The organism is Kribbella sp. NPDC003505 (assembly GCF_040610875.1).
Classification (GTDB): domain Bacteria; phylum Actinomycetota; class Actinomycetes; order Propionibacteriales; family Kribbellaceae; genus Kribbella.
In genome coordinates this window covers 498,057-520,501 of sequence record NZ_JBEXNA010000004.1, presented here as the reverse complement: position 1 = coordinate 520,501, position 22,445 = coordinate 498,057, and the positions used below count along the sequence as shown (strand labels likewise).

The 22,445-nt window shown below is 69.5% G+C and carries 24 protein-coding genes; 10 read left to right on the top strand and 14 right to left on the bottom strand.

Features of this window, described 5'->3' with window-relative positions:
* The first annotated feature begins 119 nt into the window (after nt 1–119).
* Genes ABZX12_RS16285 through ABZX12_RS16275 form a run of 3 tightly spaced genes read left to right on the top strand, consistent with a single transcriptional unit; the run spans nt 120 to nt 2,397 of the window.
* Nucleotides 120–329: a hypothetical protein gene (locus tag ABZX12_RS16285; RefSeq protein WP_355693800.1), complete on the top strand. Its 210-nt coding sequence runs from the start codon at nt 120–122 to the stop codon at nt 327–329.
* The gene (locus tag ABZX12_RS16280; protein WP_355693798.1) at nt 326–673 is read left to right on the top strand and encodes a metalloregulator ArsR/SmtB family transcription factor; all 348 of its coding nucleotides are present in this window, start codon (nt 326–328) and stop codon (nt 671–673) included. Before ABZX12_RS16285 ends, ABZX12_RS16280 begins: the two co-directional genes overlap by 4 nt.
* Entirely contained in the window at nt 670–2,397 is a 1,728-nt protein-coding gene (locus ABZX12_RS16275) for a SulP family inorganic anion transporter (protein ID WP_355693796.1), read from the top strand. The genes ABZX12_RS16280 and ABZX12_RS16275 overlap by 4 nt, the downstream gene beginning before the upstream one ends.
* A gap of 119 nt (nt 2,398–2,516) precedes the next feature.
* Here ABZX12_RS16275 and ABZX12_RS16270 read toward each other — a convergent pair whose 3' ends face one another.
* A complete protein-coding gene (locus tag ABZX12_RS16270; protein ID WP_355693794.1) occupies nt 2,517–2,984 on the bottom strand; it encodes a MarR family winged helix-turn-helix transcriptional regulator in 468 nt (155 codons plus the stop codon).
* Between the two features lie 95 nt (nt 2,985–3,079).
* Here ABZX12_RS16270 and ABZX12_RS16265 point away from each other — a divergent pair, with 95 nt between their 5' ends.
* Complete coding sequence (locus tag ABZX12_RS16265) at nt 3,080–3,502, top strand: nuclear transport factor 2 family protein (RefSeq protein WP_355693793.1); 423 nt, start codon at nt 3,080–3,082, stop codon at nt 3,500–3,502.
* A gap of 51 nt (nt 3,503–3,553) precedes the next feature.
* Here ABZX12_RS16265 and ABZX12_RS16260 read toward each other — a convergent pair whose 3' ends face one another.
* Both ABZX12_RS16260 and ABZX12_RS16255 read right to left on the bottom strand, forming a co-directional pair.
* Nucleotides 3,554–4,984, bottom strand: a complete 1,431-nt coding sequence (locus ABZX12_RS16260; RefSeq protein ID WP_355693791.1) for a pre-peptidase C-terminal domain-containing protein — start codon at nt 4,982–4,984, stop codon at nt 3,554–3,556.
* A gap of 105 nt (nt 4,985–5,089) precedes the next feature.
* Nucleotides 5,090–6,547 carry a M12 family metallo-peptidase gene (locus ABZX12_RS16255; protein ID WP_355693789.1) on the bottom strand — a complete coding sequence of 486 codons (1,458 nt, stop codon included), beginning with the start codon at nt 6,545–6,547 and terminating at the stop codon, nt 5,090–5,092.
* A 148-nt stretch (nt 6,548–6,695) separates the two neighbouring features.
* On the opposite strand from ABZX12_RS16255, the gene ABZX12_RS16250 reads away from it, so the two are divergent.
* A complete protein-coding gene (locus tag ABZX12_RS16250) occupies nt 6,696–7,157 on the top strand; it encodes a YciI family protein (RefSeq protein ID WP_355693788.1) in 462 nt (153 codons plus the stop codon).
* On the opposite strand, the gene ABZX12_RS16245 is transcribed toward ABZX12_RS16250, so the two are convergent.
* The 3 genes from ABZX12_RS16245 to ABZX12_RS16235 are packed head-to-tail and all read right to left on the bottom strand — an operon-like array spanning nt 7,139 to nt 9,518.
* Nucleotides 7,139–8,263: a zinc-dependent alcohol dehydrogenase family protein gene (locus ABZX12_RS16245; protein ID WP_355693786.1), complete on the bottom strand. Its 1,125-nt coding sequence runs from the start codon at nt 8,261–8,263 to the stop codon at nt 7,139–7,141. The genes ABZX12_RS16250 and ABZX12_RS16245 overlap by 19 nt on opposite strands.
* Complete coding sequence (locus ABZX12_RS16240; protein WP_355693784.1) at nt 8,260–8,676, bottom strand: thioesterase family protein; 417 nt, start codon at nt 8,674–8,676, stop codon at nt 8,260–8,262. The genes ABZX12_RS16245 and ABZX12_RS16240 overlap by 4 nt, the downstream gene beginning before the upstream one ends.
* A complete protein-coding gene (locus ABZX12_RS16235) occupies nt 8,673–9,518 on the bottom strand; it encodes an SAM-dependent methyltransferase (protein ID WP_355693782.1) in 846 nt (281 codons plus the stop codon). Before ABZX12_RS16235 ends, ABZX12_RS16240 begins: the two co-directional genes overlap by 4 nt.
* A gap of 189 nt (nt 9,519–9,707) precedes the next feature.
* Here ABZX12_RS16235 and ABZX12_RS16230 point away from each other — a divergent pair, with 189 nt between their 5' ends.
* Complete coding sequence (locus tag ABZX12_RS16230) at nt 9,708–10,199, top strand: DUF4188 domain-containing protein (protein WP_355693781.1); 492 nt, start codon at nt 9,708–9,710, stop codon at nt 10,197–10,199.
* A gap of 13 nt (nt 10,200–10,212) precedes the next feature.
* On the top strand, nt 10,213–11,550 hold the full coding sequence (locus ABZX12_RS16225) for an MFS transporter (protein ID WP_355693779.1): 1,338 nt from the start codon (nt 10,213–10,215) through the stop codon (nt 11,548–11,550).
* On the opposite strand, the gene ABZX12_RS16220 is transcribed toward ABZX12_RS16225, so the two are convergent.
* The 4 genes from ABZX12_RS16220 to ABZX12_RS16205 form a co-directional block, all read right to left on the bottom strand.
* Nucleotides 11,452–12,639, bottom strand: coding sequence for an ABC transporter permease (locus ABZX12_RS16220; protein ID WP_355693777.1), 1,188 nt, complete (start codon nt 12,637–12,639; stop codon nt 11,452–11,454). The two genes, ABZX12_RS16225 and ABZX12_RS16220, sit on opposite strands and share 99 nt — an antisense overlap.
* 164 nt (nt 12,640–12,803) lie before the next feature.
* Nucleotides 12,804–13,493: an ABC transporter ATP-binding protein gene (locus ABZX12_RS16215; RefSeq protein WP_355693776.1), complete on the bottom strand. Its 690-nt coding sequence runs from the start codon at nt 13,491–13,493 to the stop codon at nt 12,804–12,806.
* A complete protein-coding gene (locus ABZX12_RS16210) occupies nt 13,490–14,785 on the bottom strand; it encodes a peptidoglycan-binding protein (RefSeq protein ID WP_355693774.1) in 1,296 nt (431 codons plus the stop codon). Before ABZX12_RS16210 ends, ABZX12_RS16215 begins: the two co-directional genes overlap by 4 nt.
* Complete coding sequence (locus ABZX12_RS16205; RefSeq protein WP_355693772.1) at nt 14,782–15,831, bottom strand: hypothetical protein; 1,050 nt, start codon at nt 15,829–15,831, stop codon at nt 14,782–14,784. Before ABZX12_RS16205 ends, ABZX12_RS16210 begins: the two co-directional genes overlap by 4 nt.
* Nucleotides 15,832–15,944: 113 nt before the next feature.
* Between ABZX12_RS16205 and ABZX12_RS16200 the strand changes: the two genes are divergently transcribed.
* From ABZX12_RS16200 to ABZX12_RS16190, 3 genes are all read left to right on the top strand, one after another.
* Nucleotides 15,945–16,643, top strand: a complete 699-nt coding sequence (locus ABZX12_RS16200; RefSeq protein ID WP_355693771.1) for a response regulator transcription factor — start codon at nt 15,945–15,947, stop codon at nt 16,641–16,643.
* Entirely contained in the window at nt 16,633–18,516 is a 1,884-nt protein-coding gene (locus ABZX12_RS16195) for a HAMP domain-containing sensor histidine kinase (protein WP_355693769.1), read from the top strand. Before ABZX12_RS16200 ends, ABZX12_RS16195 begins: the two co-directional genes overlap by 11 nt.
* A gap of 83 nt (nt 18,517–18,599) precedes the next feature.
* Nucleotides 18,600–19,022 (top strand): MmcQ/YjbR family DNA-binding protein, encoded by a 423-nt coding sequence (locus ABZX12_RS16190; protein WP_355693768.1) that lies wholly within the window; start codon nt 18,600–18,602, stop codon nt 19,020–19,022.
* Nucleotides 19,023–19,036: 14 nt separating this feature from the next.
* Here ABZX12_RS16190 and ABZX12_RS16185 read toward each other — a convergent pair whose 3' ends face one another.
* The 4 genes from ABZX12_RS16185 to ABZX12_RS16170 are packed head-to-tail and all read right to left on the bottom strand — an operon-like array spanning nt 19,037 to nt 22,440.
* Nucleotides 19,037–19,984 carry an LLM class F420-dependent oxidoreductase gene (locus ABZX12_RS16185; RefSeq protein ID WP_355693766.1) on the bottom strand — a complete coding sequence of 316 codons (948 nt, stop codon included), beginning with the start codon at nt 19,982–19,984 and terminating at the stop codon, nt 19,037–19,039.
* Nucleotides 19,985–20,728, bottom strand: coding sequence for an SDR family oxidoreductase (locus ABZX12_RS16180; RefSeq protein ID WP_355693764.1), 744 nt, complete (start codon nt 20,726–20,728; stop codon nt 19,985–19,987).
* An 8-nt stretch (nt 20,729–20,736) separates the two neighbouring features.
* Nucleotides 20,737–21,390 carry a histidine phosphatase family protein gene (locus tag ABZX12_RS16175; RefSeq protein ID WP_355693763.1) on the bottom strand — a complete coding sequence of 218 codons (654 nt, stop codon included), beginning with the start codon at nt 21,388–21,390 and terminating at the stop codon, nt 20,737–20,739.
* The gene (locus ABZX12_RS16170; protein ID WP_355693761.1) at nt 21,391–22,440 is read right to left on the bottom strand and encodes a phosphotransferase family protein; all 1,050 of its coding nucleotides are present in this window, start codon (nt 22,438–22,440) and stop codon (nt 21,391–21,393) included.
* Between the last annotated feature and the right edge of the window lie 5 nt (nt 22,441–22,445).

The window sequence follows — 22,445 nt, the reverse complement described above, 5'->3', positions numbered from 1 at the left end:
ACCATTCATCCCACCCAGCAACTGCACGCCGCTGGTCGGCGCCGGCTGTCATGATGATTTGCAAAATTCTTCAATTCGCTACATTCTGAAGCCGTCAGGGCGGACGCGGTGGAGGTGTTGTGGGCAGCAGTGAGTTCGCGAGTGATTTACGGCGGCGGGTGCGTGAGGCGCGCGAGGCGCTGGACGCGGCGAAGGCGGCTGGGGACTTCTACGCCGTGGATGTCCGCACCGGTGAACTCGAGAGTCTGCTGAGGCTGGCGGTCGAGCACGACGTCGATGTCGATGAAGGCGGGCTCGGGGCTGCGGGCGACTCCGGGCAGCGGCGATGACGGCGGGGGTTCCGCTGTATCAGGCGAAGGCTGAGTTCTTTCGGGTGTTGGGGCACCCGGTGCGGATCCGGGTGCTGGAGTTGCTCCAGGACCGGCCGCGGCCGGTGCGGGATCTGCTGGCCGAGATCGGGATCGAGCCGTCCAGCCTGTCCCAGCAACTGGCGGTGCTGCGCCGCTACGGCATCGTGACCTCGCACCGCGAGGCGTCGACGGTGATCTACGAGCTCGCCGGCGGAGACATCGCCGAGCTGCTGAGAATCGCACGCCGATTCCTGACCGAGATGCTCACCGGGCAAAGTGAACTCCTGGCCGAGCTACGCGAGGCCGAAGAGGCAACTCCGTGAGTCCGGTCTGGCAGCTTGTGCGGTCGTTGCTTCCAGGGAGGGAAGATCTGGCTGCGATGGTGCGGCAGCCGCGGCGTGATCTTGTTGCGGGGGTGACGGTGGCGATTGTCGCGCTTCCGTTGGCGCTTGGGTTCGGGATCTCGTCCGGGCTGGGGGCGGCTGCGGGTCTGACGACGGCCGTGGTGGCTGGGGCGGTGGCCGCTGCGTTTGGTGGGTCCGGTCTGCAGGTGTCGGGACCTACCGGCGCGATGACTGTTGTGCTGGTGCCGATCATGCATGCGCACGGCGCGAGCGGGGTGCTGACGGTTGGACTGATGGCCGGGCTGATCCTGGTCGGCCTGGCGATTGCCAAGGCCGGGCGCTACATGGCCTTCGTTCCCGCGTCGGTGGTCGAAGGGTTCACGCTCGGCATCGCGTGTGTCATCGGGTTGCAGCAGGTGCCGGCCGCGCTCGGTGTTGCGGCGCCGCATGGTGACCAGGTCGCCGTGGTGGCCGCTCGTGCGGTGGCCGCGTTCGCGGCACACCCGCACTGGGTGGCCGCCGCGATCGCGATCGGTGTCGCGGTGATCATTCTGGTCGGCGCCCGGATCCGGCCGACGGTTCCGTTGTCGGTCGTCGCGGTGGTGGCGGTAACGCTCATCGCCGAAGTCGCCGGTCTGGACGTCGCGCGGATCGGCAGCTTGCCGGACGGCCTTGCCGCACCGTCGCTGTCATTCGTCGATCTGTCGGCGCTCGGGTCACTCGCCGGGGCAGCGGTTGCAGTCGCGGCGCTGGCGGCGCTGGAATCACTGCTGTCGGCGGCGGTCGCCGACGGAATGGGCGTGAACCACAGACACGACCCGGACCGCGAACTGTTCGGCCAGGGACTGGCCAACCTGGCCGCACCACTGTTCGGGGGTGTACCCGCCACCGGCGCGATCGCCCGGACCGCGGTCAATGTCCGCTCCGGAGCAGGCTCGCGCTTGGCCGCGCTCGTCCACGCCGTGCTGCTCGCGGCGATCGTCTACACCGCGGCGCCGCTGGTCGCGCGGATCCCGCTCGCGGCGCTGGCCGGGGTGCTGCTGGCCACCGCGATTCGCATGGTCGAAGTCGGCTCGATCCGGGCAATGACGCGCGCGACACGATCCGATGCCGTCGTACTGGCTCTGACTGCTGTCGCGACCCTCGCCCTGGACCTGGTCAAGGCTGTCCTGCTCGGACTGGTCGCCGCCGGCGCGCTCGCGCTGCGGGCGGTCGCGCGCAGCGCCCGTCTGCGGAAGATGCCTCTCCACCCGGATCTGCCCGGTGACCATACTGTCGAGGAACGTGCCCTGCTGGACGAACACATCGTTGCCTACCGCATCGATGGGCCGCTGCTGTTCGCCGCGCACCGGTTTCTGCTCGAACTGTCCGAGGTCGCGCACGTCTCCGTCGTCATCTTGCGGATGTCAGCGGTCAGTGCGATCGACGCGAGCGGTGCGCTCGTGCTCAAAGACGCCATCGAGAAACTCCAGCGTCGCGGCATCACGGTTCTCATGTCCGGAATCCGCGCCGGCCACCACCGCACCCTGGACGCGCTTGAGGTGATCCACGACCTGAACGCGGCAGGCCGGGTCTTCGCCAGCACACCCGAGGCGATCCGGGCTGCCCGCTCACATCTCCACCACACCGGCGTCCTGCAGACCACCGGCACCTCAGACTCCCCGACGTCGCCCACCAACCCAGACACGCACCAAGCGCGCTGAGCCGCCGGGGCCACGGCAGGCGGTGGGCCGGAGTTTCATCGCGCCGGCCGGCAGGAGCATTGGCGGGTCGGCGGTCTGGGCGGTTTGTCGCTCTGGGGTCAGCCTCGCGGTGGTGGTTGTTACGGGGCCAAGTGGGTGTTGATGCGGTTGAGCAGGGTGAAGAGCTGGGCGCGTTCCTGGGTGGTCAGGGGTGCGGTGATGTGGGCGTTGACGGTTGTGAGGATGCGGTCCAGCTCCGCGAGGCGGTCGTGGCCGGTCGGCGTGAGGGTGATGACGTTGCGGCGTTTGTCGGCAGGGTCGGGGCTGCGGCGGATCCAGCCGCCGGCCTCGAGTTCGTTGAGGACCGCGACCAGGTCGCTCTTGTAGACGCGGGCCCGACCGGCGACGGCCGCCTGGCTCGCGGGGCCGAACTCGTCGAGGGCGGCCAGCACCACGAAGTGATCCTTGTGTGCGCCCACGGCGCGGAGCGCATCTGCGGCGACGCGTTGGGTCTGGCCCGCGGTCATCCCGAGCAGGCGTGACAGCTGCGCCTTGAGGCGCTCCGGCGTCTCGTCGCCGTGGTCGAAACGCAGCTCACCCGGCTCCATGCGAGCCAGCATACGCCGCTTGCGTTAGTCGGACTAACGATCTATATTCATTGGCACAGCCAACGTTAGACAGACTAACCATTCAGGAGTCCGCCATGACCGACCTGCAAGAACTCATCGACCGCACCGAACTGGCCGACCTGGTCGCCCGGCACAGCCTGTGGATCGACGAGCACCGGTACGACGAGAGCGACCGCCTTTTCACCCAAGATGTCGTCGTCAGATCCCGCCGCGGCGAGGCCAAGGGCGTCGAGGCGATCATCGCCATGGCGCGAGCGCGTCACGACGACTACGCCCACACCCTGCACAACAAGTCGAACCTCGTGATCGAGGTGGACGGCGACACCGCGACCGTCCGCGCGCACGACACCGCGGTCTACGTGCTCGACGACAACACCGAGGCGATCGCGGCCGCCGTCCACCTGTACAGCGCGCGCCGTACCGAGGAGGGCTGGCGCTTCGATGGGCTCGAGGTGCGCCCGGTCGCACTGACCGCAGCGCTCGAGCGTGCGCTCTAGGGACGAGGCCTGTGGCTGGTCGGCCCGCCAGAGGCCGACCAGCCACAGGGATCAGGAGGGCGAGATGCCGAGGGTGTAGACGCCGCGGCTGCCGTACGTCGAGTAGCCGGTGTTCAGCGGGTCGCCGTAGCCCACGTTGTCGATCCGCAGGTAGTACCTACCCGGCTGCAGGCTGCCGCTAACGCTCGCGCCGAGCCCGGTCGGCGTACCGGCGTCGCTCTGCCCGGATGCCGGGTCGTTCGAGGCAACGATGGCGCCGGCGCTGTCGAGCAGGTCCAGCTTGATGTCGAGGTTCCCGCCGCTCGGAGCCGGGCTCGCCGTCGCGGTGTAGTTGCCGGCGGCGCTGACATCGACGGCGTACACGTCGGTGTCGTTCTCGGCCGCGATGATTCCCGACGCCGGCGTACCGACGGCCAGCGCGGTGGCGTCACCGACGGTGTCACCGGCTTCGTCCGCACGCAGTGCGAGACCGTGCGAGCCGACGACCGCAAAGTCGTCTTCCTTGTTGTTCGCGTCGGCGTACTCCCCCTTGCTCCATTGGCTGATGCCGCGGTAGTACCCCACGCCCATGATCGGCGCCCAGGCGCCGTGGCCCTGGTAGTACCCGACGGTCGACGTCCCGTCGTGCGAGAGGCCCACGTTGTGGCCTGCCTCGTGCGACGCGGCCTCGGCGAGATTCTTCGCGCCGGTGCCGACGCCCTTCGTGAACACGAGCGCCGGCTGGTAGTAGTCGTGCTGGCTGGTGCTGTCGTACACGCCGACGTACGCGACCCCGCCGCAGCCACACCCGGACTGGTACCAGGTATCCGGATCGATCAACACCCGCGTTCCGTAGGCCAGGTCCGTCGCGCCCGATCGGTCGATCGCGGACTGCGGCGGCTCCTGCGTCGTCACGTCCACGTCGAACGGCGCGTAGTCCTCGGCGACACGAGCCCAGACCTCGTGGACGACGTCCTGCTCGGCGGTACTCCAACCGGCCGGGTCGCCATCGGTGTCGTACGCCGAGACGTTGACGGGGTCGATGCCCTTCGACGCGTTCCAGGCCGTTCCGGTGATCGTGTGACCGTCGAAGTCCAGGTAGATGACCCGGTTCGAGCCCGGCTTGCTGTGCAGTTCGAACGCCGGACCGGTCGCGCCCTCGGTCGCCGTACGAGCCCACCGCGGTGATGCCGAAGGAGCCTTCTGCGCGGCGGGCAGGCCGGGCTCGCGGAAGAACAGCTTGCTGTCGGCATCGAGCCACGCGGTCTTGTCGGTGGCAAGGATCTGCTGCAACTGGTCCGTCGGTACGCCGTTGTGCGCGGCAACCTCGGCGAGCCGCGACTGGACCTTTCCGAGCGCCGAGGTGCCGGCCAAGGATGTGGACAGCAACTGGTCCACGGGAGTCTGTTGCGCATCGGCCTGGGCGCCGAGTGCGACGGCCAGGCCTCCGAAAACGACAGCACCGGCACACGCGAGTGCGCCGGTACGGCGGATTCTGTTCACTACGGGTTCCTCCTCACGTCCCCCCGGGTGGGCGGATCCCCCCGAACAAGACCCCGGAGCCGTCGATCTCGGTGGGAACGGCGGCTCCGGGGTGGCCAGAGGGTGTCAGCCCGCGGTGACGCGGACGGTGTAGGCGCCGCGGCTGCCGTACGTCGAGTAGCCGGTGTTCAGCGGGTCGCCGTATCCGGTGTTCTCGATCCGCAGGTAGTAGCGGCCGGCGGCGACCTGGCGGTTGATGCTCGCGCTCAGCCCGGTCGGTGTCGCCGAGTTGGACTGCCCGGACGCCGGGTCCGCGGTGGCGACGACACCGCCCGACGAGTTCAGCAGTTGGAGCTTGATGTCCATATCCGCGCCGGACGCTGCCGCCGACGCGGCGAACGTGAACGTGCCGGCCGCGAGGTCGATCCGGAAGGTGTCGACGTCGGCGTCGTTGGCGTAGACGCCCTTCACGCTCGTGCCGAGCGTGAGCCCCGTCGCGTCACCGGTGCCGTTGCCGTGGTCGTCGGCCCGCAGCGCCAGCCCGTTCTGGCCGATCACCGCGAAGTCGTCTTCCTTGTTGTTGGCGCCGGAGTACTCGCCCTTGCTCCACTGGCTGATCGCCTTCGAGTAGCCGACGCCCATGATCGGCGCCCAGGCGCCGTGACCGGCGTAGTACCCGACGGACGATGTGCCGTCGTGCGAGAGGCCGACGTTGTGCCCTGCCTCGTGCGAGGCGGCCTCGGCGATGTTCTTCGCGCCGGTGCCGACGCCCTTGGTGAAGACCAGAGCGGGCTGGTAGTACGAGTGGTTACTGGTGTTGTCGTACACACCGACGTACGCGACGCCGCCGCACCCGCACCCCGACTGGTACCAGGTGGTCGGGTCGATCAGGACGCGCGTCCCGTACTGCTGGTCGGACGAACCGCTCCGCGTGATCGCGGACGCGGCCGGCTCCTGCGTGGTCACGTCGACGTCGAACGGCGCGTAGTCCTCGGCGATCCGGGCCCAGACGTCCCGGACGACGTCCTGCTCGGCCGTGCTCCAGTTGCTCGTGTTGCCGTCAGTGTCGTACGGCGTGACGTTGACGGTGGCCGGCTTGCCGCCGGTGTTCCACGCCGTACCGGTGATGGTGTGGCCGTCGAAGTCGAGGTAGATGACCCTGTTCGACCCCGGCTTGCTGTGCAGCTCGAAGGCCGGGCCGGTCGCACCGGCGACGGCGCGGGTCGCCCAGCGTGGCGACGGCGTGGCAGCGGCTTTCAGCTCGCTTCTGGTGGCGACCGGCTCGCGGTAGAACAGCTTGCCGCCGCGGTCGAGCCAAGCGGTCCGGTCCGTCGCCAGGATCTGCCGGAGGTGGTCTGTGGACAACTTGTTCTGCGCGGCGATCTCGGTGAGCCGGGACTGGACGCGGCCGAGCGCGGCCTTGCCCTGCAGCTCCTGGCCGAGCAGCTGGTCGATCGGGAGCGGAGCGGGCTGCTGGGCGTCGGCCTGGTTGCCGAGCGCGACGGCCAGGGATCCGAAAACGACGGCGCCGGCGCAGGCGAGACCTGCGATCCGGCGCGATCTGGGGCGGGGGCGGTTGGGCATGGGGGCGGGAACTCCTCAGGTACTCCGGCGTGCCTCACTTGACATTCTCACGAGCGGTGTACGCGAACGCACTGAGCGTAGCCTGCCGGATGGTCCCCGCCGCTGTATAGATTCGTCTCGGGATTTAACGTCGACTTGGGAGGGTTCGATGCGGTTCATGATGGTGTTCAAGGCCAGCGACGCGTCCGAGGCCGGGCAGCCTCCGACCGAGGAGGGCCTGACCGCGATGGGTCTGGTGATGGCCGAGATGGCGGAGAAGGGCGTCCTGCTCGCGGGCGACGGGCTGCTGCCGAGCTCGCACGGCTTCCGGCTGCAGCTCGACGAGGGCAAGCGCCGGGTGGTCGACGGGCCGTTCGCCGAGACCAAGGAGCTGATCGCCGGGTTCTGCCTGATCGAGGTCGCGTCCCGCGAGGAGGCGATGGAGTGGGGCTGGCGCTGTATCGCCGCGGACGCGACCGCCGGCGGCAACCCCGACACGTCCGGGTTGCTCGAGATCCGGCCGGTCGCCACTGCCGAGTTCTTCGGTGACAACTACACCGACGAGGCCCGGGACCGCAACGACCACACGTTCCAGAAGGCCGCCGAGAACCTTCAGAACAGCAGCACCTGACGGATCGACGTACCGGCGGCGAGCTCGTCGAAGGCCTGGTTGAGGTCGTCGAGTCCGACGGTCGCGGTCAGCAGCCGGTCGACGGGCAGCCGGCCGGCTCGGTACAGGGCGACGTACCGCGGGATGTCGCGGGACGGCACGGACGAACCGAGGTACGAGCCCTTCACCGTGCGCTCTTCCGCGACCAGGCTGACCGCGGGCACGGTGAAGGCCTGCGACGGATGCGGCAGGCCGACCGTGATCGTGGTGCCGCCGCGGCGGGTGACGGCGTACGCCTGCTCGAGCACCTTCGCGCTGCCGACCGTCTCGAACGCGTACTCCGCGCCGCCCGCCGTCGCCTCCCGCACCTGGTCGACCGCGTCCGGGGCGCGGGCGTCCACCACCGCGGTCGCGCCGAGCTCTTGCGCGAGCTGGAGTTTGGCGGGGACGACGTCCACGGCGACGATCGGGTGCGCTCCGGCGAGGACGGCGCCGAGGAGCGCGGACAGGCCGACGCCGCCCAGACCGAAAACTGCGGTACTGCGGCCTGCGCGGACCTGGGCGGTGTTGACCACCGCGCCGACGCCGGTCATGACCGCGCAGCCGAAGAGTGCCGCGATCTCCGGCGGAAGCGTTGGATCGACCTTCACGGCCGAATGCGCCGAGATCACCGCATGATCCGCAAACCCGGACACCCCGAGGTGGTGGTGCAGCTCCCCGGGACGGTCGGTGGTGGTGAGGCGGCGCGTGCCGGTGAGGAGGGTGCCGGCGGTGTTCGCGGCGGCACCCGGTTCACACAAGGCGGGGCGGCCCTCGGCGCAGGGCGCGCAGGTGCCGCAGGCGGGGACGAAGGCACACACCACGACATCGCCCGGCGCGAAACCGGGTGCCTCGGAGTGCACGACCTCGCCGGTCGCTTCGTGACCGAGAAGCATCGGCATCACCCGTGGGCGCGAGCCGTCGATCACCGACAGGTCCGAGTGACACAGCCCGGCCGCGCGGATCCGGATCAGCAACTCCCCCGGCCCCGGCGGCGCGAGTTCGACGTCTTCCACCTGCAGCGGCCGCGACGCGGCGTACGGCGCCGGCCGGCCCATCTCCCGCAGTACGGCGCCGCGCACGATCATCGCGTGATCCCTTCGAGGGCCGCGCGGATCCCGTCCGGGACCGGGACCGGGCGACGGTCGTGCCGCCCGACGAACACGTGCACGAACCGGCCGGTGGCGGCCGGCTCGTCCGCGTCCTCACGGAACAAGGCGAGCTCGTACCGCACACTGGAGGTGCCGAGCTGCCCGCACCGCAACCCGGCGTCGACGACACCGGGGAACTCGAGCGGCTGCTTGAACGTGCACTGCGAGTCCACGCACAAGCCGATCACCTCGCCGCGGTGGATGTCGAGCCCACCGCGGCGGATCAGGAAGTCGTTGATGACCGTGTCGAAGAAGCTGTAGTAGTCGACGTTGTTGACGTGCCCGTAGACGTCGTTGTCCTTCCACCGCAGCGTGATCGCCAGGTGGTGCGGATACTCGCTACGGCTCACGGCTTGCGGCCGACACCCACCCACAGGCTGCACATGACGTCGGTGAACTCGCCCTTGTCGACCAGGCGCTGCGTCTCCGCGTCGGGATACCAGCGGAACGGCGACACGACGCCGGGCTCGATCAGCTCGGTGCCTTCGAAGAACTGGGTGACCTCTTCCTTGCTGCGCACCTGCGCGTCGCCGCCGTCGGCCTTGTAGACCACCATCGCGCGCTCCCACAGCTCGGGCGCGAAGTCCGGGGTGCAGTGCGAGAAGATCAGCAGCGAGCCGGACGCGAGCGGCTCGACGAGCTGACGGACCAGGTCGTACGGCTTCAGGTGGTCCGGCAGATAGTGGAAGACGCCGACGATGCTGAGCGCGACCGGCTTGCTGAAGTCGATCAGTTCCCGGACCTCGTCGGACTGCAGGATCGACTGCGGGTCGGTGACGTCGGCCTCGAGGTACGCCGTCCGGCCCTCCGGCGTGCTGACCAGCAGCGCGCGGGAGTGCGCGAGGACGATCGGGTCGTTGTCGGCGTACACCACGTGCGCCGACGGGACGATCTCCTGGACGACCTCGTGCAGGTTCGGCTCGGTCGGGATGCCGGTGCCGACGTCCAGGAACTGCGTGATGCCCTGCTCGGCGGCGTACTTCGCCGCGCGGTGCATCCACATCCGGTTCGACCGGGCGGCGGTGCGGAAGCCGGGGAAGGCCTGCAGCAAGTGCTCGGCGGCCTGCCGGTCGATCGCGAAGTTGTCCTTCCCACCCAGGAAGTAGTCGTACACCCGGGCGCCGTGCGGGCGGTCGAGCTTCAACTGCTCGTACATCCGCGGGTCGACGTCGGCATCCTGCGATTCAGTCATGAAAATCCCATCCGCGCTGCGGCTCAGAACTGAGGAGCCATCGTAGCCGGTACACAACGGACTGTGACACCCGGCAGAACGACACTACCCCGCACCGGCCGCCTTGCCATCAGCTCCGGCGCGCCATCCGATGGCCTTTACAGAGGATTGAGGCGAGCCTGGTCGGTAGCGACGTGAGAGGGGGCGGACATGAGCGGCGTGATCCAGGGGCGGCAGACCGCGGCGTACGACGGGGGGTTGGTCGTGTTCCTGATCGGGATGCGGGTGAACTCGGTGCGCAAGGTGCGGGAATGGGTGCCGGTGGCGCGGGCGATGGGGCCGATGTTGCGGGAGCTGAGCAATCACGAGGACAGTGGGTTGCTCGGGTTCCGTACGTTGCCGACGTGGCGTGGCGTCACGCTGATCCAGTACTGGGAGTCGGTGGAGAAGCTGGAGGCGTTCGCGAACGACTCCGGCCGGACGCACCGGCCCGCCTGGGTCGAGTTCTTCCGCACCTCGTACCAGGGCGGAGCAGTCGGCATCTGGCACGAGACGTACGTCGTACCGGCCGGAAACACCGAGACGATCTACGGCAACATGCCGCTGCTCGGCCTCGGCCGCGCCCGCGGCGTCGAGCCGGTCGGCAAACGCGGCGAGACCGCCGCCGAACGGCTGCGCCCCAGCGACTCGTCAGGCGACTAGTTACAGTGCAAGCGTGCGGTTCATCCGGGATCTGGCGACGTTGCTTCGGCGGCGCGATTTCCGGCGGTTGTTCGCGGTTCGGCTGACGTCGCAGTGCGGCGACGGGGTCTTTCAAGTCGCGCTCGCGTCGTACGTGCTGTTCTCGCCGGAGCGGGCGCCCGACGCGGCGGCGATCGCCGGCCTGTTCGCGGTGTCGCTGCTGCCGTACTCGATCCTCGGCCCGTTCACCGGGGTTCTCCTGGACCGCTGGTCGCGCCGCCAGATCCTGTTCGGCGCGAACCTGACCCGCGCCGCGCTCGTGATCGGCGTCGGCGCGATCGTCGCGGCCGGTGACGCCGGCGCGCTGTTCTACCTGGCCGTCCTGCTCACGCTGGGCGTCAACCGCTTCCTGCTCTCCGGACTCTCCGCCGGCCTCCCGCACGTCGTCGACCGTGACGAGCTGGTGATGGCGAACGCGGTCACCCCGACGTCCGGTACGGCGGCCTTCCTGGTCGGCGGCGGGATCGGGGCCGGGGTGAAACTGCTGGTCGACTCGGACCTCGCCGTCCTCGGGCTGACGGTCTTCAGCTACACAGCCGCCGCGCTGCTCGCCCTTCGGCTGCGGCGCGACCAACTCGGTCCGGACCTGAGCGGCGACGAACCAGGCGTCGTGGAAGCACTCCGCGGCATCGCAGCCGGTCTTGTGGACGGCGGCCGGCACCTCCGTGAACGCCGTCAGGCCGCCCTCGGCCTTGCCGCGATCGGCTCGCTGCGGTTCTTCTTCGGGCTGCTGACGGTCGCGATGATCCTGCTGTACCGGAACTACTTCTACGGTCCCGGCCAGCTGGATCAAGCGTTCGGTGGACTCGCGATCGCGACCGGTGCGGTCGGCGCCGGCCTGTTCGTCGCCGCGCTCGTGACGCCGTGGGGCACGCGGGTGATGACGCTCCGCCGATGGATCACGCTGCTGTTCGCGGCCGCCGCGGTCGTGAGCGCCGTCCCGATCGGGCTCTACACACAGCCCGCGATGGTGGTCGGCGGGTTCCTGCTCGGGATCTGCGCGCAGGGCATCAAGATCAGCGTCGACACCCTCGTCCAGACGGGTGTCGACGACGTGTACCGCGGTCGCGTGTTCTCGCTGTACGACATGATCTTCAACGTCGGGCAGGTCTCCGCGGCCGCGCTCGGCGCGGCGATCCTGCCCGACAGCGGGAAGTCGTACCCGGTGCTCGCGCTGATCGTGGCCGGGTTCGCGATCACCGCGGTGCTGTACTCACGTGCCTCGCAGCGCGGTGATCGGCTGGATGGCGGAGGCCTTCCAGGCGGGATAGGTACCGGCAACCAGGCCGATGAACGCACCCAGCAGGGGTGAACCGAACGCCAGCCGGTTGTCCAGGATCGGCGTCCAGTCCCGGACCCACGAGACCCCGACGGTCAGGATGACCCCGACCGCCGTTCCGAGCAGTCCGCCCAGGAAGCCGACGATCACACTCTCCACCAGGAACTGAACGGCGATATGTCGTCGCGCCGCGCCCAGGGCCCGGCGCAGGCCGATCTCCGAGATGCGCTCCAGCACCGACAGCAGCGTGACGTTGGCGATGCCGAGCCCTCCGACGAGCAGCGCGACCGCGCCCAGCAGCAGGAACAACGCGTTCAGGTCGGACTCGACCCCTTTCCGTACGGCGCCCTGCTTCGGCGGCGCGTCGACGGTCAGGGTGCTCGGGTTGTTCGGCTCGATCGCGATCGGAGCCTGCTCCGCGATCAGTTGCGCGGCGCCGACCGCCGTACGGATCTCGACCGCGTCCGGCGACTCGAGGTCGTACGCCTGGCGTGCCGTACCGTTCGGCATGATCACCGCGTCGTTCAGCTCGGCCCGGCCGCTGACCGAGTCGAGGATGCCGATCACCGTGTACGGCTCGTCGCCGATGAAGACGGCCGGTTGCGAGTCGACCCGGTTGATGCCGAGCCGCTCCGCCGCGTGCTTGCCCAGGACAACCACCTTGTCGGCGCGCCGGTCGTGACCGTCGTCGAAGAACCGGCCGGTCTTGAGCACCGCGCGGACCGCGTCCCAGAGACCGGAGGATCCGGCCATCACCTGCAAGGCCTTCCCGGTACCGCCGTCCAGGCCGGTCACGTTCTGGACCAGGTCGTCACCGATCTCCAGGTTGCTGACGGTGCCGACCGCTTCCACGCCGTTCAGCCGCTTGATCCGGTCCGGCGCGTCCCAAGGGAGCTGCGTCGCGGCCTCGCCTTCTTGTCCGCCCTTGTCGTCCGGCTGCACCACCACGCGGGTGGCCGCCGCCAGGTCGAACCGCTGGGTGATCTGCCCGGCGGCCGTCTGCCCGAGCCCGACCGTCCCCACCAGCGCGGCGACACCGAGCACCGTGCCCAGCGTGGTGAGGATCAGCCGGGTAGGCCGGGCGGCGACACCCGCGAGCGCCTCGTCGAGGAGATCCCGCACGGCCGGGCGGGATCTTCCCCGGGGGCGCGGCGAGGCAGGTCGGCTGCCGGACGCACGCCCGATGAGCCGCGCGAGTGCGACCCGCGGACGCGCGCGCCGCCGCGCCGCGCCGGCGCCGGGTGAGGTGGACGGCCCGCCGGTCGGGTCCGGGGGGCCTGCTTGGGTTACCACTGGAGGGTCCCGTCGACGATCCGCACCTGGCGCTGGGCCCGGCGGCTGACGTGGTCGTCGTGGGTGATGACGGCCAGCGTCATGCCCTCGGCGTGCAGTTCGTCGAACACTTGCAGGATCGCCTCCGCATTCGCGCTGTCCAGGTTGCCGGTCGGCTCGTCGGCGAGCAGCAGGCTGGGTTCGGCGACCAGCGCCCGCGCGATGGCGACGCGCTGCCGCTCACCGCCGGAGAGCGTGGTCGGCGCGAACTCCATCCGGTGCGACAGCCCGACCCGCTCGAGTGCGACCCGGGCCCGCGCCATCCGCTGCCGCCGCGGCACCCCGACGTACACCATCGACAGCGCCACGTTCTCCAGCACGGTCCGGTGGTCGAGCAGGTGGAAGGACTGGAAGACGAAGCCGATCCGCTCCCCACGCAGTACGGCGCGCCGCCGCTCCCGCAGGCTCATCGTGTCCACGCCGTCGAGCCGGTAGACCCCGCCCGTCGGGTTGTCCAGCAAGCCCAGCAGGTGCAGCAGCGTCGACTTCCCCGACCCGGACGGGCCGACGATCGACAGGTACTCCCCCTGCCGGATGGTCAGGTCGACGCCCGCGATCGCCCGTACCTCGGGAGGTCCCGGGAAGAACCGCCGGACGCCGATCATCTCGACGACCGGCGCCGGCAAAGCCACCGCGGTACTCATCGCCCGACCACCACCTGGTCGCCCTCGGTCAGCTTCGCGTCGCCCTTGGGCGTGACCTGCGCGAACCCGTCCGCGGTCAGCCCGACCGCGACCGGAACCAGCTCGACCTTCCCGTTGCGCAGGACCTCGACGCGCGACGCGCCGTCCGATCCCGACGACAGCGCGGCCACAGGGACGGCGAGAACCTTGCCGCTGGTGCTCTTCACCGGAATCGTGACCCGCACGTTCGCGTCCCGCAGCAGCGCCAGCTGGCCGGCGGTCAGCGTGTTCGGCGCGACCACCACGTCGTACTGATTGCCGTTCTTCGTGACCCGGCGAACCTTCCCGGCGACCGAGACGCTGTCGCCGAGATCCAGCGTCGCCGCCATACCCGCCTTCAGCCGCTGCGCGGTCTCCGCGTCGACCTTGACCGTGACGACCAGCGACGCACCACTGGCCGACATCACCACGCCGTTCACCGTCCCGCCGCGCTCGACCTTCACGTCGTCGACGCGGCGCGGCAGCGTCTTCACGTAGACCACCTCGGACACCGGCAGCGGCGTCCCGGCCTTGAACTCGGCCTCGTTCTGCGCGTCCCTCGCGTCGGCGAGGTTCTCTTCGGCGTCGTCCACAGCGCCTTGCTGAACTGATGTGTCCTTCGCCTTGGCGTCCTTGGCCGCCTTCAGCTGCGACTGCGCCTGCCGGAGCTGCTTCTTCGCGGCGTCGACCTGCTTCTTCGCCTGGTCGACGGCCTGCGTGAACTGCTCGTCCGCCGCCGGAGCGTCGTACCCGGCGTTCTCGTACAGCCGCTCCACGGCCGCCGAGGTGTCCAGGTCGTACTCGTCGTCGACGTCGCCGGGGTCGAGCCCCAGCCTGTCGAGCGTCTGCTCCAACTGCAGCACGTCAGGGCCCTTGCTCCCTGGCGACAGCGTCCGGTACATCGGCAGGACTCCGGCCAGCCCGATCACCGGCCGCCCGGTGATCTCGAGCAGCGCCTTGCCCTCGGTGAGCGTCGAGCCGACCGCGGGCACCTTGCCGGTCACGATCGGCGCCGTCTTGATCCCACTGGTCTCGACCCGGATGTTCACCGCACCGTCGAACGACGCGTCCCCCCGGCCGACCACCTTGCTGGACAGCGCCTTCTTCGCCACCGGCACGGTGATCTGGGATGCTTTCGGCGGCGCGGTCTTCGCGGCGGCGTCCTCCGGCGAGCTGATCCGGCTGCCTGCCACCACCCCGATGCCCAGTGAGGCCACGGCCACCCCGGCCACGCTGACGAGCACCCGGCGCCGGGACTTGGGCGAAGCGGTCACCGGTTCGCCATCTCGTCGCGGTACGCCTCGAGCTCGGACTTGTGCTGGTCGACGAACTCCTTCTCGGCCTCGTACTGGACCTTCTTGTACGCGTCCTCGTACCCCTTGGCCTTGCACTTCTGGTCCGCCACCGCGAGCTCGATCTCGGACTTGCGTAGCTCGGCCAGCTTGGTCGCGTCGACCTTGTCGAACGACGGCGGGCCGCTGACCTGGGCCGGGCCGTTCTTCGCCGGCGGCTTGTTCCCGGTCAGGGCGTCGAGCTGCTGCTGGATCTGGTTGCGCGGGTCGTCGACCTTCTTGAGCCCCGAATGCCCCGCGTCGGCCATGCAGTCGGTCCAGGCGGCGGTCGCGTCCACGACCCGCTGGTCGGCGTCGATCCGCTTCTGCAGCGCCTGGATGTCCTTGAACAGGCTGTCGAACTTCTTGAAGTCGACGTTCCGGTTCGCGTCGTCGCCGTACACCTGCTTGACCGCCTTACCGCGACATCCGAGGTCCATCTCATTGCTCGAGCTCGGGCCGTCCTTGCCGCCCTGGATGACGACGGCGCCGTTCCCGTTCGCGTTCGGCCCGTTCAGCGCCTTGTCGTAGGCCTTCTGAGCGGCGGGCGAGAGTGCGTTGCGGATCTTGGTGTTCGGGTTCGAGTCGTCGTTCGGACCGGCCTTGGACCAGTCGATCGTGCTGATGCCGTACCCGTACTGCTCGGCGAACTTGTCCGGCGGCAGGTTGAACGCGTCGGTGAACTTGCTCTTCGCGTTCTGCTCCGGCGGTACGGCGACGTACTCGAAACCGGCAGCCTTCATGCAGGCCACGGTCGCGTCCTCGACCTTGCGCTGCTTGGCCAGATCCTCCTCGGTCGGCTGCTGCGCGCCGCCGGCCCGCATCGCGATCCGGAACCCGCCGCCGCCGGACGAGCTGACGAAGCCGTCGCCCATGTACTCCGCGAGCGGGCTCTTGTCGCTCGTCTGATCGGACGCGACCGGCGCCTTGTCGTTCCCGCAGGCGGCCAGCGCCAGGACCGCCACCACGGCGAGTGCTGTTGTCTTCATGGCTGTGGAGCGTGCCGCCGGGGCGGTGAAGAACCTGTGAAGGTCCCGTTTGCACCTGATGCTCTCAGCCGATCTTCATCGGATTCTCATGTCTTTCGGCGACATTGAGGACTATGCCAGCGCGGATCCTGGTCGCCGAAGACGACCTCAAGCAGGCGGAGCTGATCCGGCGGTACCTCGAACGGGAAGGGCACCTGACCGTCGTCGTACACGACGGCCGGGAGGCGATCGACGAGGCCCGCCGGCGCAGCCCGGACCTGCTGGTGCTCGACGTGATGATGCCGAAGGTCGACGGGCTCGACGTCTGCCGCGTCCTCCGGGCAGATGGTGACGTCCCGATCATCATGCTGACCGCCCGCTCCACCGAGGACGACCTGCTGCTCGGGCTCGATCTCGGCGCGGACGACTACCTGACCAAGCCGTACAACCCGCGCGAACTGGTCGCCCGGGTCCGCACGGTCCTGCGGCGGACCCGCAGCCGCGCCGAAGGCGAGGTGTACCGCGTCGGTGAGCTGGAGATCGACCCCTCGCGCCACGAGGTCCGGCTGGCCGGCCGCCTGGTCGACCTGACGCCGGCCGAGTTCAAGATCCTCGCCTGCCTGGCCGCGTCGCCGGGGCGCGCGTTCTCGCGGCAGCAACTTCTGGAGCACGCGTTCGGCTTCGACCACTACGTGTTCGACCGGACCGTCGACGTCCACGTGATGAACCTGCGGAAGAAGATCGAGCCGTCGTCGGGTGCCCCGGCGTACCTGAAGACCGTGTACGGCGTGGGCTACAAGCTCGCCGACAAGGCGGTCAGCCATGCGTCGTAGCGTGCTGGTCCGGTTCCTCGGGCTGTCGCTCGCGGTCGCGCTCGGCGCCGTGATCGCGACCGCGGTGATCGCGACGTACAGCACGTCGGAGAAACTCCAGGGCGAGATCGACGCGAACACGGGTCAGCTGCAGGTCGACGGCGAGATCTACGGCGAGCTGACCCGGTACGCCGCCGATCATCCGACCTGGTCGGGTGTGGACCGCCTGGTGCACGACCTGGCCGACAAGCTCGGCCGGCGGATCGCGGTGACGAGTGAGACCGGTGAGGTGATCGCGGATTCGGCCCGGATGCTCGGCGCCGCGCCGGACCTGCCGTCGGTGCCGGCGGCAACCGTCGACGTGCGCACCTCCGGATTGGGGAAGCTGAGCGGCGCGATGACGGTGTACGCCGCGCGGAAGACCCTCGCCGCGACCGGGGGATTCGTCGCAACCGCCGCGATCGGGCCGCCGTTCGTCGCCTACCCGGAATGGGGTCTGACCGACGACGAACTGAAGGAGCGTGACAAGCTCGCGCAGCAGGCGGCGGACTGCTCCACCGCAAAGGGCAAGCCGGCGAGTGTGAACCGTATCGCCGGAACCGTCCCCCAGGTGATGGTCGAGTCGACGCAGTCCGTGGCCGGCGTCCGGGTGGAGAAGGCCAACACGCTCGCGGACGACGAGTGCATGCCGCCCGGACTGACCGCGCCGAGCGCGAAGGCGAAGATCGTCAACGACGACGAGGTCAGGCGCTCGACCGCCTGCCTGGACGCCGCCGGGATCGACTACAAGGTCAACGAGTTCCAGGGCCTGAAGTCCGTCGACCCGGCGGTGAAGGAACTCGTCGGCGACACGTTCGGCAACTGTCTCCAGCAGGCCCGTGTCCAGGCGCTCACGCCGTACGTCGCGCCGCCCGCGAGGCTCTACCTCGGGGCCAAGAGCACGTTCAACGTCTTCTCCGGCGAAGGCTTGCTCCGTACGGCGGCCACCGCGCTCGGCGTGCTGCTGATCGCGGCACTGGTGATGCTCTTCGCGGGGCGCCGGCTGGTCCGGCCGATCGTGGCGCTGACCGGTGCGGCGCAACGGATGCGGAACGGCGACCACGCCGCGCGGGTGCCGGTGAGCGGGAAGGACGAGGTCGCGCGGCTCGGGCACGCGTTCAACGACATGGCCGAGGCGATCCAGCGGCACGACTTCCAGCGCAAGGCGATGGTCAGCGACGTGGCGCACGAGCTGCGGACACCGCTGGCCAACATCAAGGGCTACCTGGTCGCGTCGGAGGACGGCGTGGTGCCGCTCGACCACGCGCTCGTCACCTCGTTGCTCGAGGAAACGGCGCTGCTCGAACACCTGGTCGCCGACCTCCAGGACCTGGCTCTCGCCGACGCCGGCATGCTCCGCCTGCACCCCGCCGAGCGCGACCTGTCGGAGTTGGTGCAGCAGGTCGTCTCCGCCCACCGGCCGACCGCTGAGCAGGCCGCCGTCACCCTGTCGTCGACAGCTGGTGGGCCCGCGCCGGCGGTTGTCGACGGCGCACGCATTCGTCAGGCCCTCGGCAACCTGGTCTCGAACGCCATCCGGTACACGCCACCCGGCGGCCAGGTGCAGGTCGGCGTACGGCCGGTGGACAACGGTTACAACCTCAGCGTGAGTGACAACGGCACCGGCATCGCGGCGGAACACCTCCCACATCTCTTCGACCGCTTCTACCGCGCCGACGTGTCCCGCACCCGCACCACCGGAGGCAGCGGCCTCGGCCTGGCCATCACCAAACACCTCGCCGAAGCCCACCACGGCCGCATCACCGTCACCAGCCAGGTAGGTGACGGCTCCACCTTCACCCTCTGGATCCCGGCGGGTGTGCAGGTCGACAGGACGTATCGGGCCAGCCCCTAGTGCACCTGAGCGTGATCGTGGCCGCGCGTACGGCGTCTCACGGGTGCACTACCTGTCGAGCTGCCGCTCCTAGACTCGGACGCATGGGCGCGAGGAAAGCGCGGGTGGCCGACGTACACGCGATCGCGTCCGGGATGCCGCACGTCACCAAGTGGGAGCGCGACGACGGAACCGACCGGCCCGTGTACCAGGTCGGCGGGAAGTCGTTCGTGTTCTTCCGTACGCCGCGCCCGGACGCCGTGGATCCGGTGAGCGGCGAGAAGTACGACGACGTGATCATGATCTGGGTCGAGTCCGAGACCGAGAAGCTCGCGCTGGTGTCCGACGACGCCAACCCGTTCTTCACCACACCGCACTTCGACGGCCACCCGTCGGTCCTCGTCCGGGCCGGCCGGCTGGGCGAACTGTCCCGGCAGGAGCTCACCGAGATCATCCAGGACGCCTGGCTGTGCCGCGCCTCGAACCGCCGCGCAACGATGTGGCTGCGAGAGCATCGGTTGAGCTGACCCCACTGCCACCGCTAGTTCGGAGTGAGTGAGCGGGCGGTTTCGAGGAGGCTGGTGCCGGTCGGGAGCGTCGCGATGATGGGGGTGTCGAGGCCGTTCTCGACGTAGCGGTTGATGTGGGCCCGGCATTGGGCGGGCGTGCCGTGGACGATCAGGTCGTCGACGAGCTCGACCGGCACGGCGGCCATCGCCGCGTTGCGGTCGCCGGCGGCCCAGGCGTCGCGCATCGGTTTCATCAGCTCGGCGCGGCCCAGCCAGTCGTGGAACGCGGCGTAGCCGGGCACGGTCAGGTACGTCGCGATCAGGTAGCGCCCGATGTTGCGCGCCATCTCCGCGTCCTCGGTGACGCACACGAAGATCCGCGCGGCGAGTTCCTTGTCGGGCCCGAGCTCGGCGCGCACCCGGGGTACGTCGTCCGCGGACAGCCAGTTCGTGATCGCCCCGTCGGCCTCCCGCGCGGCGAGCCGGAGCATCTGCGGCCGGAGAGCGGCGAGCATGATCGCGGGCGGCACGTCCGGCGCCTTCTCCAGCCGGAACCGCCGGATCGTGAAGCTGTCGAACTCCCCGTCGACCTTCTCCCCCGCGAACGCCTGCCGCAGGAACCGCAGCACGTCGCGGGTCCGCGCCAGCGGCGGGTCGTACGCGATCCCGTTCCACCCGGTCACGATCGTCTCCGACGACGCCCCGATACCGAGCACGAACCGCCCCGGCGCGAGGTCCGCCAACGCCGCGGCACTCATCGCCAACGCGGCCGGCCCCCGCGTGTGCACCGGTACGACGGCCGTCCCGAGCCGCAACGACGAGTCCCACTCGGACGCGAGCACGAGCGGAGTGAACGCGTCCGCGCCGGCCACTTCCGCCGACCACAGATCCGTGTACCCCAGCTCGGACAGCGACGAGATCAGCGACCGGTGCTCCCGCAGCGGTACGCCGGTCAGCGGCACCGTCAGGCCCCAGCGCATTCAGATCATCCTCTTCAGCACCGGCAGCGGCGCGAACCGCATCACCTGCGCGAGCGGCCACCACGGCCGCGCCGGGACGTACGCCTTCGCCTTCTCCGCCTCGATCGCCGCCACCATCGCCCGGACGCCGGTCTCGGTGTCGACGATGAACGGTGCGCGCTCCACGTGCTCGTTCATCTCGGACCGGATGTACCCGGGATAGATCGTGCTGACCTTGATCGGCTTGCCCATCAGCTCCAGCCGCAGCCCTTCCCCGAGCGAGGCGAGCCCGGCCTTGGTCGCGGCGTACGTCGTGACCGTCTTCGGGAAGCCGCGCAGCGCGGAGATCGACGCGATCAGCACGAGGTGGCCGGCGTTCCGCGCGCGGAACAGCTCGAGCGCCGCCTCGATCTGCGCGAGCGCACCGACGAAGTTGGTGAGCGCGGTGTCCCGGTTCGCGTCGAACCAGCCGGTGCCGAGCGGCGCGCCCTTGCCCAGGCCGGCGTTCACGACGACCCGGTCCAGCGGCAGCTCGGCGTCGATCGCCCGGAACACCTTGAACACCTGGTCGTGATCGGTCACATCCAGACTGTGGACAACTACTCTGCTCTGTGGACAGCGCTCGGCCAGCTCGGTCCGCAGCGCCTCCAGCCGTTCGGTACGGCGTGCGGTCAGCGCGAGGTCGTGCCCCTTCGCGGCGAACTGCCGCGCCATCTCCGCACCGAGGCCGGAGCTGGCGCCGGTGATCAGGATGTTCCGTCGCATCGGGTGTCCTATCTATACGTGAGCAGGTCCGCGCCGAGGTGGACGTGTTCGTTGTAGCTCACCACGGTCAGCCCGCCGCGACCGGACACGACCTTGGTGATCGCGGTGTTGATCGTCACCGGGTTCAGCTTCGTCCACAGCCCGTCGCCGCCGGACAGCAGCCGGCTCACGACGGCCGCTATCGGCCCGCCGGAGGTGAAGACGAGCGCCGTCTCCCCCTTCCCGAGCCGCGCGGCGGTCCGTCGTACCGCGGCCTCGGACCGCTCGCAGAACGCGTGGAAGGTCTCGGTGTACCCGTCGCCGCCGTCGATCCACCGCTGCGTCGCGGCGCCGAACACCTCCTGGAACGCTCGCCGCGGATTGCCGGTCCGCGCGAGATCCGCGACCATCACCGCGTGCCGCCGGTACGCCGGTTTGTGCGCGACGATCACCTCCTGGTGATCGAACTCGTCGAAGCCCGGATCCACGTCCGCCGTGAATCCCGCGAGCGACGCGGTCTGCTGGTGCCGGCGCATCGAACCGGACACCACGAGCGCCGGCTTCACGTCCGCGAAGGTCTCGCGGAGCCGCGCCGCCTGCTGCTCACCGACGGCGGACAGCTTGTCGTAGTCGCGCGCACCGAACGACGCCTGCGCATGCCGAATCAGATAGATGGCGGGCACTCACGCCTGCCGGATGATCCTGCGGCAGCGCCGCTCGAGCAGGTTCACGGGCAACCAGAAGTTCTTGAAGCGCGGGTTCCGGGTCTGTTTGTGGTGATAGCGGTAGTAGATCTGCTGCGCTATCACTGCCAGCCGGAACAGCCCGAACACCTCGTAGAACGCCCAGTTGTCCGTCGTGAGCCCTGACTGCTTCGCGTAGTACTCGACGATCTCCGCCCGCGTGAGCATGCCGGGCACGTCGGACGGCTGCAGCCTGAAGCGGCGGAACGCCCAGTCGTCATCGGCCTGCACCCAGTACGCCAGCGCGCTGCCGAGATCCATCAGCGGATCCCCCAGCGTGGCCAGCTCCCAGTCGAGCACGCCGACCACGCGCAGCGGATCGTCCGGCGCCAGGACGACGTTGTCGAGCCGGAAGTCGTTGTGGACAACGCAGGTGCGTACGTCGGCCGGCTGGTGCGCGGCCAGCCACGCCATCACCTTCTCGTAGCTCGGCACGTTCCACGTTTTCGCCTTGCGGTAGCGCTCGGACCAGCCGTTGACCTGGCGTTCGACGTACCCCGCACCGCGCCCGAGATCAGCCAGCCCGGCGGTGACCGGATCGACGGCGTGCAGCTCGGCGAGCGTGTCGATCAAGGTGAACCCCAGCTGACGGGTCTGGGCCGGTGTGAGGTCGACGCCCAACTGGTGATGCCCGGGGATCGTCCCGACGACCCGCTCCATCACGTAGAACTCGGAGCCGATCACCGTCTCGTCATTGCAATGGGCAACCATCTCCGGGACGTACCGGAAGACCGGCTTCAGGCTCTGCTGGATCCGGAACTCGCGGCCCATGTCGTGCGCGCTCTTCGCCTTCGTCCCCGCGGGTGGCCGCCGCAGGATCAGGTCGTGTCCCGGATAGCTCAGCAGATAGGTGAGGTTGGAGGCCCCGCCGGAGAACTGCTTCACCTCTGGCAGCCCGTCCGGCACCCGGGCCTGTGCCCGCAGCCAGGCGTCGACCGCGGGTACGTCGAACGCGTCCTCGTCCCGCACCGGCCGAGCGTCGTCCGGCACGCCCG

Bases quoted from the DNA above. Each gene is read 5' to 3' on its own strand.
- ABZX12_RS16280 (WP_355693798.1), top strand. From the start codon at position 326: ATGACGGCGGGGGTTCCGCTGTATCAGGCGAAGGCTGAGTTCTTTCGG.
- ABZX12_RS16270 (WP_355693794.1), bottom strand. From the start codon at position 2,984: ATGGAGCCGGGTGAGCTGCGTTTCGACCACGGCGACGAGACGCCGGAG.
- ABZX12_RS16265 (WP_355693793.1), top strand. From the start codon at position 3,080: ATGACCGACCTGCAAGAACTCATCGACCGCACCGAACTGGCCGACCTG.
- ABZX12_RS16255 (WP_355693789.1), bottom strand. From the start codon at position 6,547: ATGCCCAACCGCCCCCGCCCCAGATCGCGCCGGATCGCAGGTCTCGCC.
- ABZX12_RS16250 (WP_355693788.1), top strand. From the start codon at position 6,696: ATGCGGTTCATGATGGTGTTCAAGGCCAGCGACGCGTCCGAGGCCGGG.
- ABZX12_RS16245 (WP_355693786.1), bottom strand. From the start codon at position 8,263: ATGATCGTGCGCGGCGCCGTACTGCGGGAGATGGGCCGGCCGGCGCCG.
- ABZX12_RS16235 (WP_355693782.1), bottom strand. From the start codon at position 9,518: ATGACTGAATCGCAGGATGCCGACGTCGACCCGCGGATGTACGAGCAG.
- ABZX12_RS16230 (WP_355693781.1), top strand. From the start codon at position 9,708: ATGAGCGGCGTGATCCAGGGGCGGCAGACCGCGGCGTACGACGGGGGG.
- ABZX12_RS16215 (WP_355693776.1), bottom strand. From the start codon at position 13,493: ATGAGTACCGCGGTGGCTTTGCCGGCGCCGGTCGTCGAGATGATCGGC.
- ABZX12_RS16205 (WP_355693772.1), bottom strand. From the start codon at position 15,831: ATGAAGACAACAGCACTCGCCGTGGTGGCGGTCCTGGCGCTGGCCGCC.
- ABZX12_RS16200 (WP_355693771.1), top strand. From the start codon at position 15,945: ATGCCAGCGCGGATCCTGGTCGCCGAAGACGACCTCAAGCAGGCGGAG.
- ABZX12_RS16195 (WP_355693769.1), top strand. From the start codon at position 16,633: ATGCGTCGTAGCGTGCTGGTCCGGTTCCTCGGGCTGTCGCTCGCGGTC.
- ABZX12_RS16190 (WP_355693768.1), top strand. From the start codon at position 18,600: ATGGGCGCGAGGAAAGCGCGGGTGGCCGACGTACACGCGATCGCGTCC.
- ABZX12_RS16185 (WP_355693766.1), bottom strand. From the start codon at position 19,984: ATGCGCTGGGGCCTGACGGTGCCGCTGACCGGCGTACCGCTGCGGGAG.
- ABZX12_RS16180 (WP_355693764.1), bottom strand. From the start codon at position 20,728: ATGCGACGGAACATCCTGATCACCGGCGCCAGCTCCGGCCTCGGTGCG.